The 8,035-nt window shown below is 34.1% G+C and carries 7 protein-coding genes; all 7 read right to left on the reverse strand.

The features are described 5' to 3' along the window. Nucleotides 1-22: 22 nt before the first annotated feature. Nucleotides 23-964 (reverse strand): O-methyltransferase, encoded by a 942-nt coding sequence (locus Q0064_RS12500; protein WP_298148552.1) that lies wholly within the window; start codon nucleotides 962-964, stop codon nucleotides 23-25. Continuing rightward, entirely contained in the window at nucleotides 957-2,306 is a 1,350-nt protein-coding gene (locus tag Q0064_RS12505; protein WP_298148553.1) for an ATP-binding protein, read from the reverse strand. Before Q0064_RS12505 ends, Q0064_RS12500 begins: the two co-directional genes overlap by 8 nt. Next, complete coding sequence (locus tag Q0064_RS12510) at nucleotides 2,303-2,701, reverse strand: DndE family protein (protein WP_298148554.1); 399 nt, start codon at nucleotides 2,699-2,701, stop codon at nucleotides 2,303-2,305. The genes Q0064_RS12505 and Q0064_RS12510 overlap by 4 nt, the downstream gene beginning before the upstream one ends. After that, the gene (gene dndD, locus Q0064_RS12515; RefSeq protein WP_298148555.1) at nucleotides 2,685-4,784 is read right to left on the reverse strand and encodes a DNA sulfur modification protein DndD; all 2,100 of its coding nucleotides are present in this window, start codon (nucleotides 4,782-4,784) and stop codon (nucleotides 2,685-2,687) included. The genes Q0064_RS12510 and dndD overlap by 17 nt, the downstream gene beginning before the upstream one ends. After that, entirely contained in the window at nucleotides 4,781-6,145 is a 1,365-nt protein-coding gene (gene dndC / locus Q0064_RS12520; RefSeq protein WP_298148556.1) for a DNA phosphorothioation system sulfurtransferase DndC, read from the reverse strand. Before dndC ends, dndD begins: the two co-directional genes overlap by 4 nt. A gap of 130 nt (nucleotides 6,146-6,275) precedes the next feature. Next, nucleotides 6,276-6,731, reverse strand: a complete 456-nt coding sequence (locus tag Q0064_RS12525; RefSeq protein WP_298148557.1) for an SMI1/KNR4 family protein — start codon at nucleotides 6,729-6,731, stop codon at nucleotides 6,276-6,278. A gap of 570 nt (nucleotides 6,732-7,301) precedes the next feature. Further along, nucleotides 7,302-7,997, reverse strand: coding sequence for a nucleotidyl transferase AbiEii/AbiGii toxin family protein (locus Q0064_RS12530; protein WP_366095257.1), 696 nt, complete (start codon nucleotides 7,995-7,997; stop codon nucleotides 7,302-7,304). Nucleotides 7,998-8,035 lie beyond the last annotated feature (38 nt).

An 8,035-nucleotide genomic window follows, 5' to 3' on the forward strand; every position in this document is an offset into this window, starting at 1 on the left:
ACATAATACTATAATTACTCTTTTACATTCTAACATCCAGAAAGTGAGGCATATATTTATAAATCGATCGGAACATATCTAGCTCATTCTTTGCTACAATATTCATATTTAACAATTCTCTTTCTTTATCATGGATATGTGCACTGACTAAATCAATTTCCTTACGACTTAAATTTGGTAATAATAACTCATAGATTTCGTCATTAGTTTTGATGAAATCAAACTCAGATAAATCTATTGTTTCAATATTGTTCTCGGGAGTTGAAATTACTCCTCCATAGGTATACATTTCAGCCCCACGATTTTCACAGTATAATATATTAAATAATTGATCAAACTGAAACTTTATACCCTCAGAAACGGAACGTTGCTTTAGGATATTATCAATATGTAATTTAAGTGCTTTCTTCAGTCCTTTGTAACTATTTTTTCTAGAGAGTTCTGCATTCTGTAAGTCAAATGGGGTATTCGAACCAAATTTCTCTTTAAAATCTTCAACTGAATATGGTACGTTACTTTTTTTATTATCTAATTGACGATTACATGTTACTATGTAAATACTACCAGCAGGCAATTTGCTAAATAAAACAGTGATATCATCAAAAAAGAAATTTTCTAAACAATCGTCATAATCTAACCAAACTAATGACTTTTTAGTTAGATCTATTTTTCCACTTGTTAATGCTATAGTAGATAACATTGGTATTATCTTTATAAATCCAAATGGTTTATTAAAATCTAACTTTTCAACAGTAATTTCACCACCTTCGATACTATACATTTCATTTAAATGCAATTCTTTGTGAAAAAGCTTAAAATCTGTAAAGGTAATCCCTCCTAAACCAATATACTGGTAAACACCTCCAAAATGATAAAGCAATTTAGAAATACTAGCGAGTAGCATTTTCCTTTCAGTAAATTTTACTGGCCGTGTTTCATAATTAAGAGTCAAGGTACTATTCATTTTCTATATCCTCCATTGTTAAAAAATATTCAAATAAATATAACCCTAATTCTTTGTTAGATTTGACAGCCGTATAGTCCTTAACATATTTAACCATTTTTTCTGGTGCTTCAAACGAAATGCGCACATTACTTCTTTTAACAGAAATTTTTTCGTAATCTAAAATGGGAGCCGTAAAACTTCTCTCCTGTTTAATCGGTATAGCTTTTAAGTCTTTTACGGAAACAATATCTTCTTGTTCTCCTAAAAGCATTCTGTAATCATTAGCTTCGTTACCTAAATTTCGAATTTCTTTCAGGAATGCCAACACAGCAATCATTGCTTCACGAATGTACATTTTGGCTTTAGAAAAAATTTCCGAAGTGGAGTCAACACCTTTTTTAGTAGTAGTAAGTGGCAATTTTAAAGTATCCTCAGAATCAAAAAATATTATGCCTTTAAACATTACATAGTCGGGATGCCATTTTGGAATGCCTGTTGTTCCCCAAAGTGTAATATGGGATTGATCAGCTTCTAAAACTAATCTATCATTGCAGTAAATATACCATCCAGAAGTTTTAGGTTCTCCCACATAACTTAAGCCGGCTGCGATTCTAATCCTTACTCCATCTATTTCTTTTTCAACTATATAAGGCTGCGATTCAGAGTTAAATAACACGATTCCCTTTTTTCTTAATGGCTTTCCATTTAAAGTTATTTGAATACCTTTCTCCAAACTAAAATTTAATAGTCTTTCGATATCATCTTCAAGCTCAATCAAAAAAGAGTTTTCTTCGAAAATAGCAGCTACTTCTTTATTTAAATTGAAGACCCTTATATATGTTCCATTCTGTTCTAAATTTTTACTTTCTTCGGTGATAATAGTATAAGAGAAATTCCAATCATCAACTTCTATAATTTCATCTTCCTGATTTTTAACTCTTGTTTTTTGTTCTTTCCATTTTTTTGAATCTACATCAATTTGAAAATGGTCACTTGTCGTTTTTGATTCAACCTCAAAATTTTGTCCAATTTTAAATAAAGCACGCTTCATTCCTACCCCAAATCTACCGATAGATCCTTCTGTTGTTGGAGCTTCATCGGGACGTCCAAAGCGAAAGGCATATTTTTGAGCAGTTTCTAAATCAAAACCTCCACAATTATCTTTAACAATAAATACATTTTTGTTAATTGTTATATCGATGATCAAACCCTCATAATTGTTTGGATTTATTTTGTTAGCTCCATCAATAGAATTATCTAACAAGTCAAGAATTGAGTCTTTAATTGAAATGTCACGAGTAATCATCTCGATAAAAAATGATTTTGTTGGATTGCCTTGTATAATATTTGGAGATGTCATTTTGTTATTTTTAATAAATTTGAAGTTATTTTCTCACTCAAAAAATCAAAACCATCAATATTTGAACGGCTATTTACTTCATCATTTAAAAGTTGCAAACCATCATCTACGTGCATTTTTATGTATCTACCAATATCTTTATCTGTTTTGTACAATCCATAATGAACGCATACTAAGCCTAAATAAATATCATGATATTCTCCAAAAAGGACAGATTTAGAATATTCTTTTCCACTCGAATCTTTAATTGAATTTAAATCAAGTTTTCTGTCTTTTGACAACGAATAAGTAAATGCCATTCTAGCAATTACATTTTCAGTACCTAAACCTAATTTTCGTGTAAGAAGCGTAACAACCTCCTTATTTTCTTTACTGGTTTTAATTTGCGTAAACATTCTGCTCTTCTTTTAAATGAGAAAATAGCTGCTCTACCGGCAATGGTTTAAAGCACGAACCGTAGCTTTGGTTTTCTATCACAAATACGCTACTTACATTCGGTTTAAGATAATCAAATTCTAATTCCGACAGCTCCTTTTCCAATAACGGAAACAACACTACCTGCTCGGAAATTGCTGGATAAAACTCTTTAATAATATTCTTAGAATGGTATTTATCAAACTTTTGCAGCGGGCTGTCTATAAATACGGGGAACTTTATGCCTGATTCGTCTACCAAAGCTTTCAGAAGAGCGGTTGCATATAATTGCTGTTCGCCTTTGGATAAAGAATCTTTGTCAATGACGGTTCCATTCCGATCTAATAAATCAATATCCATTACATCTTCAAGCACATTGACTCGAACATCATATATAAAGTCGTCTTTGTGCATGATTTTCTTCAAACCAAACATGATGGATTTTTGTAAGGAGTACTTTTTTTCCTCTTTTATTCTTTGTATCAACTGATTGATTTTAACCAAAAGATTTTCAGTTACTTCATATTTGTTTTTGTCAGTTTCAGCTAGTTTACATTCTTTTTCGATCTGAGACAATACTTTTCTAACAGAAGCTAAGCGAATAGATAAACTTTCAAACTCATGAATCAATTTGCCTTTTTCAATATTTAGGGTTTCAATTCTAGTTTCTTGCGCTTGTTTTTCGTTTCGCAGCTTTACGGCAAGAGGATTATCCTTTCTAGCCTCTGCTTGTTTGATTTGTTGATAGACCTTAGAAAGGTATATTCTGTTATTCTTTTCTTCTTGAACAACGGCATTAAACTGGCTAGCAAAAGTTCCTTGTATATTATCGAATATCGCTATACAACTTCTGAATTGCTCTTCGGTAAAGTCAAGCAGCACTTTCCCTGAGTAATCACTTTCGTTATCTGAAAGCTTTTCTACCGCTGCTTCTTGTAGCAATTTAGTAAACTGCATTTTACTTTTTTCATCTAACGAAAAATGCAATAATTTATCAGAAACTAATTTGATGTAGTTTTCCAATTCTTTTTTTAAAAGCTGTATATCGGTCGAAGCGTTTTTCGAACTTTGCTCGTATATCAACTGCGTTTTAAGCTGTTCAAGCTTTTTACCTGCCATTACAATTGGCGCCAAATCGAGTAATTTCTTTAACTTACCTTTTATCTCTTCCGATTCGTACTTTAGTCGCTCTCGTTCGCTTTTCATTTGCTGAAGCTCGTCTAAAGTAATGCCATTACCCTCGCGTATCAATTTTTCTTGAATGCTATCTATAGTTGACTTAACACTTGAAATTTCAGCTTCTATGTTTGTTTGTTGCTCTTTATTGTATGCAATTAACTTATCTAATTCTTCTTCCTCCGCAGTTAAATCAATCAACTTCGTCAGTTGTTTTTTATCTGCGCCTTCTCTTCTCAGTTTAGTCAAAAGAGTTTCCAGATTCTTCTTTAAGTCTTCATACTTTTTAATCCCCAAAACTTCCGAGTACGCTTTGCTTAGATTTCTTAATTCGGCTTTTGATTTTGCTTCCGCTAACGAAACAATTTTCTCGGCATCGAAAAAGAAAAACTTAGCTATTTCTCGAGGTAAGATAAAATCGTTTATAAAAACTTCAAAACCTACTTCTTTTGTAAGTTCGTTCTCTAAACCATCAATATGGATTGTTAAATCTTCTTTATCTTCATTTAAATCATAAGACCTTTTAATCACAACAGATTTACAGGGAATTGATGGAATCAAAATATCGGTCAATTCCAACTCAATCGATAAAATAGGTGATACTGCCTTGTTGAGTTCAAAATCTGCCTTAGTATCGCGGGTGAGTAGTGTTTTAATGTATTTGTCGTATCCACCAGCGGTTTTAATATCGCGTCTGTACTTATCTTCAACCTCTGACATCATTTTACCATAAAAAACCCAAATTAGTGATGTTAAGAATGTGGTTTTTCCAAAACCATTTCTACCCGCAATTATATTGATGTTCTTCACAGAATTGGGTGAAAACTTTATTTCATTTTCTCCTTTATAAATTCTAAAGTTTTGAAATTTGATTCTACTTATTTTCATAGCTTGTTTTCAGTTACAAAACTCTCTATTCTCTTTTCAACATCATTGTGTAAACCATATTTTGAAATCATCAATGTCTTTGTTTCCTGTAAGGATATCAAGTTGTCAATTAAATGATAAAATTCAGGCTCTTCTTTGCACACTTCTTTCAAAATTCGTCGTTCGGTGGCATCTAAAGATTTGATGTTGTTTGTAGTAATTTCTTTATTAAAAATCTCTTTAAAAAGATCTCCAACAGTATGATCAAAATAGCCATCTCTATTCCAAATAACCTGAATAGCGATCAATTCCTGGTTATTAATAAGAGTGATATAAGGTCGTTCTTTTTGAATTTCCTTTTGAACTTGCAATAAATCTTTTAAAATTTTGAATCTATATTCAAAAGTGTAATTACCATTAAAAGTTCCATCTTCTCGAATAGCTTCTTGACCGTTTCTTCTGGTGTCCGATCTGTTTTCTGAAACATTTCGGCCTTCTACCAATCGATTTCTGAAATCAAGCAATGGCTGCATCCATTGTTGCCCGTTACTAACCAAAGCGGTCATAGATTTATCGCTTTTCACTACCGTACATGTCCAACAACCAAAGCGACTTTGACCGCATGACGTGTGTTCTTTATTTACAACAACGGTAGGGCATTCGTAATCGTCAGCACTGGCGTCGGCATAAATTTTAAAAAGAATCGAATTATCAAAACCCCATGGTGATTTTACAGCATTTATAATATACCAAACCTCTTCTAAAAGGAGTTCTTTAATCGGCGCATAAACATAAGTATTCGCTGTTGTTTGGTGTTTAGAAAGTCTACTGCCAGTAACTTCGTGTTTTCGAATAGATCTATCACGAGTCGCGCTTTCATCATAGCGCGTTCCCAATAATACAATTGCTTCTCCTATCTCATCAATTTGTTCGATCAAAAAACTAGATGTTGGTCTGATTTTCAACTTGTCAGTACACCACCTAAAAGCATTGTTTGGAACTGGATAACCTTTTCCAACAACATTAACCCAAAAAGTTTCCTCAAGTTTTGGCGTAGTTTTTTGAACAAAAATCGGCAGATCTTGGTCTCTCGCTGCTTCGCTAATTTTAGTCAAAACTTCTTCGACATAGTTTGCAATAATTGGATTTTCCACCATAGTATCGTTGCAAACAACATACACTTTTCGTCTTAATTGAAAAGGAAAGGGCATTTGTTCTCTGATTCTCAAAAGTGCAATCCAGACAAGGGTTAGCAATACCGTTGAGTCTTTCCCACCACTAAAACCAATAATCCACGGTCTTTGAGAGTCGTCAGCGAAGGCGTATTGATCAATAATCTCGGAAATTATTGATTCCACTTTTTTATTTTTAACTACAATCATGTGGAAGGTAATTTTGGTTTTAAAATTATCTTTTTTATTCCTTCTTACACGTAAAGAATCAAATTTTTGTTAGATAAAAAATCAACAAAAGTTAAATGCCCACTTACTGTAAATACTTGCCTCGAATCCCTCACCCCAACTCCTCCAAAACCTCCCATAAAAACGCTCCAAAGTTCTCGAATTCCACTGTGGTTTCGAGTGTGGTCGGATCCCAGATGAGTACGGGGCAGGTATCGGTTTCGGAATGGGTGTGTTTTTGGGTGTCGATAACGTAGTATTGGCCTTCGCCAACGTCGGCAATGGGGAGCAAGTGTTGGGGCAATTCTTCGTTGCGGAGGTTTGGTGTAAGCCATGCGATACACGGAATGCCCGTTCCCATAACTTCGGTGTTGGAAACGATGCCAAAGATTTCGAGGCCGAGAATGTCGCCGCAACCGAATTCGGTTAGGAACTTTCGATACGTTGCTGGAAAAGTAATATTGAGAAACGCTTCGGTTTTTTGTATCTGTGCTTCGAAAATCGGACCCACAAAATCGGCCGAATCGTTGTTTTCGTGAATAAATGCCAGTGCTTTATCGATGCTCATGGTTTTTGGGTTTGGTTTTTAAAGGTATTAAAACTTCTCTTGCAACGACACGCTTAGCACTTGCCCCGCAATAACGACTGCAACGGAAACCAAAACGCTCGAAAAAGCCTAAAACCTGAACTCGATTAAAAATCTTCGTCAGATCGCTGTTCCTCAACGCATTTTGGCCTACAAAAAATCTCATTTTTTTAATAATGTACGCTAAACATTTAAACGGTCGCTTACTTCGTTGCATTTATTTGCGATACTACAGTATCTCAAATAAAGTGCGCCTTGTAATCAACCATTTATATATTTTCTGACTTTAATTTTTAAACCGAGTTCAGGTTTACAAAAACCCAAGCGAAAAAGCGACCTCAGAAGCTTTTTGGCGCGATGTTTTTGTGCTTTTTCGGGCGTTTTGTTGTAGTGAAAGGCGTGACGGTGCGGCGCGACAAATTTCCACCAAACGTTTGCCGCAGCGGATTGCCCGAGAGAAAGAAAAATGAAAAAAATGAAAAAAATCAAAAGATAACTATCGTGCTGAAGATTCGTGCGGCAGCGAAGGAACTTAAATGGGGTGATAACCAACTAGTCGTCTGTTTTAACACGCCATTGCATTTGTGCCATCCGTTTTGAAAGAAAAATTAAAGTTTCGAAAACTTCATTTTCAGCTGGTGGGTTTGTTTTACCTAGGAGAAGTTCGTTAAATTTTGCACCGACATAGACCTTTTTTAACTGTCCCCAAACCTTTTCGGTTTTATTGAAAATTAGTGCGTCTTTGGGGTGGTTGTACAGCCAGTTTTTATCGTTAGGTATTGCTTTGTCGTCGTCTTTGGCAACTTGCAGCAACATAAGGTCAAATGAATCGGAGTTAACAAAACTCTGTATTTTATCCAGTTTCATCAACAGAGTTATATCATAAGTGTGACGAACTTTATTACATAAATCTTCTATCGGATTTTCAGTGTAAGAAAATCGCACCAGACTAATGATTTTCTCACAAAAAGTACGTTCAATGGCCAATGCCCTAACGTCGAAATCTTGTAATCCAAATTGAGTAATTAATTCAGGCGCTGGAGTTGTTTTGATATATGCTGCAATCAAACTGCAAACTGATTTAGTTACATTGGGTTCAAAATTTCCCAGATGCGATACTTCCAAAGTGATATTTTCTTTTACTTCGCCATATTTACCTTTAACACCTACTTTAACGTGAGTTCGATATAAAAAAGACAGCTTTTTTGATTGAAATAGCGAACTATTTAGTATATTTATAGTGCTTATTTACAAATAGTTAACTAAACAATCCGCTATGTTTTCAA

Source organism: Flavobacterium sp., assembly GCF_027490375.1.
Lineage (GTDB): Bacteria > Bacteroidota > Bacteroidia > Flavobacteriales > Flavobacteriaceae > Flavobacterium.

Excerpts from the sequence above, each read along its gene's own strand:
- Q0064_RS12500 (WP_298148552.1), bottom strand. The coding sequence starts at position 964 with ATGAATAGTACCTTGACTCTTAATTATGAAACACGGCCAGTAAAATTT.
- Q0064_RS12505 (WP_298148553.1), bottom strand. The coding sequence starts at position 2,306 with ATGACATCTCCAAATATTATACAAGGCAATCCAACAAAATCATTTTTT.
- Q0064_RS12510 (WP_298148554.1), bottom strand. The coding sequence starts at position 2,701 with ATGTTTACGCAAATTAAAACCAGTAAAGAAAATAAGGAGGTTGTTACG.
- dndD (WP_298148555.1), bottom strand. The coding sequence starts at position 4,784 with ATGAAAATAAGTAGAATCAAATTTCAAAACTTTAGAATTTATAAAGGA.
- dndC (WP_298148556.1), bottom strand. The coding sequence starts at position 6,145 with ATGATTGTAGTTAAAAATAAAAAAGTGGAATCAATAATTTCCGAGATT.
- Q0064_RS12525 (WP_298148557.1), bottom strand. The coding sequence starts at position 6,731 with ATGAGCATCGATAAAGCACTGGCATTTATTCACGAAAACAACGATTCG.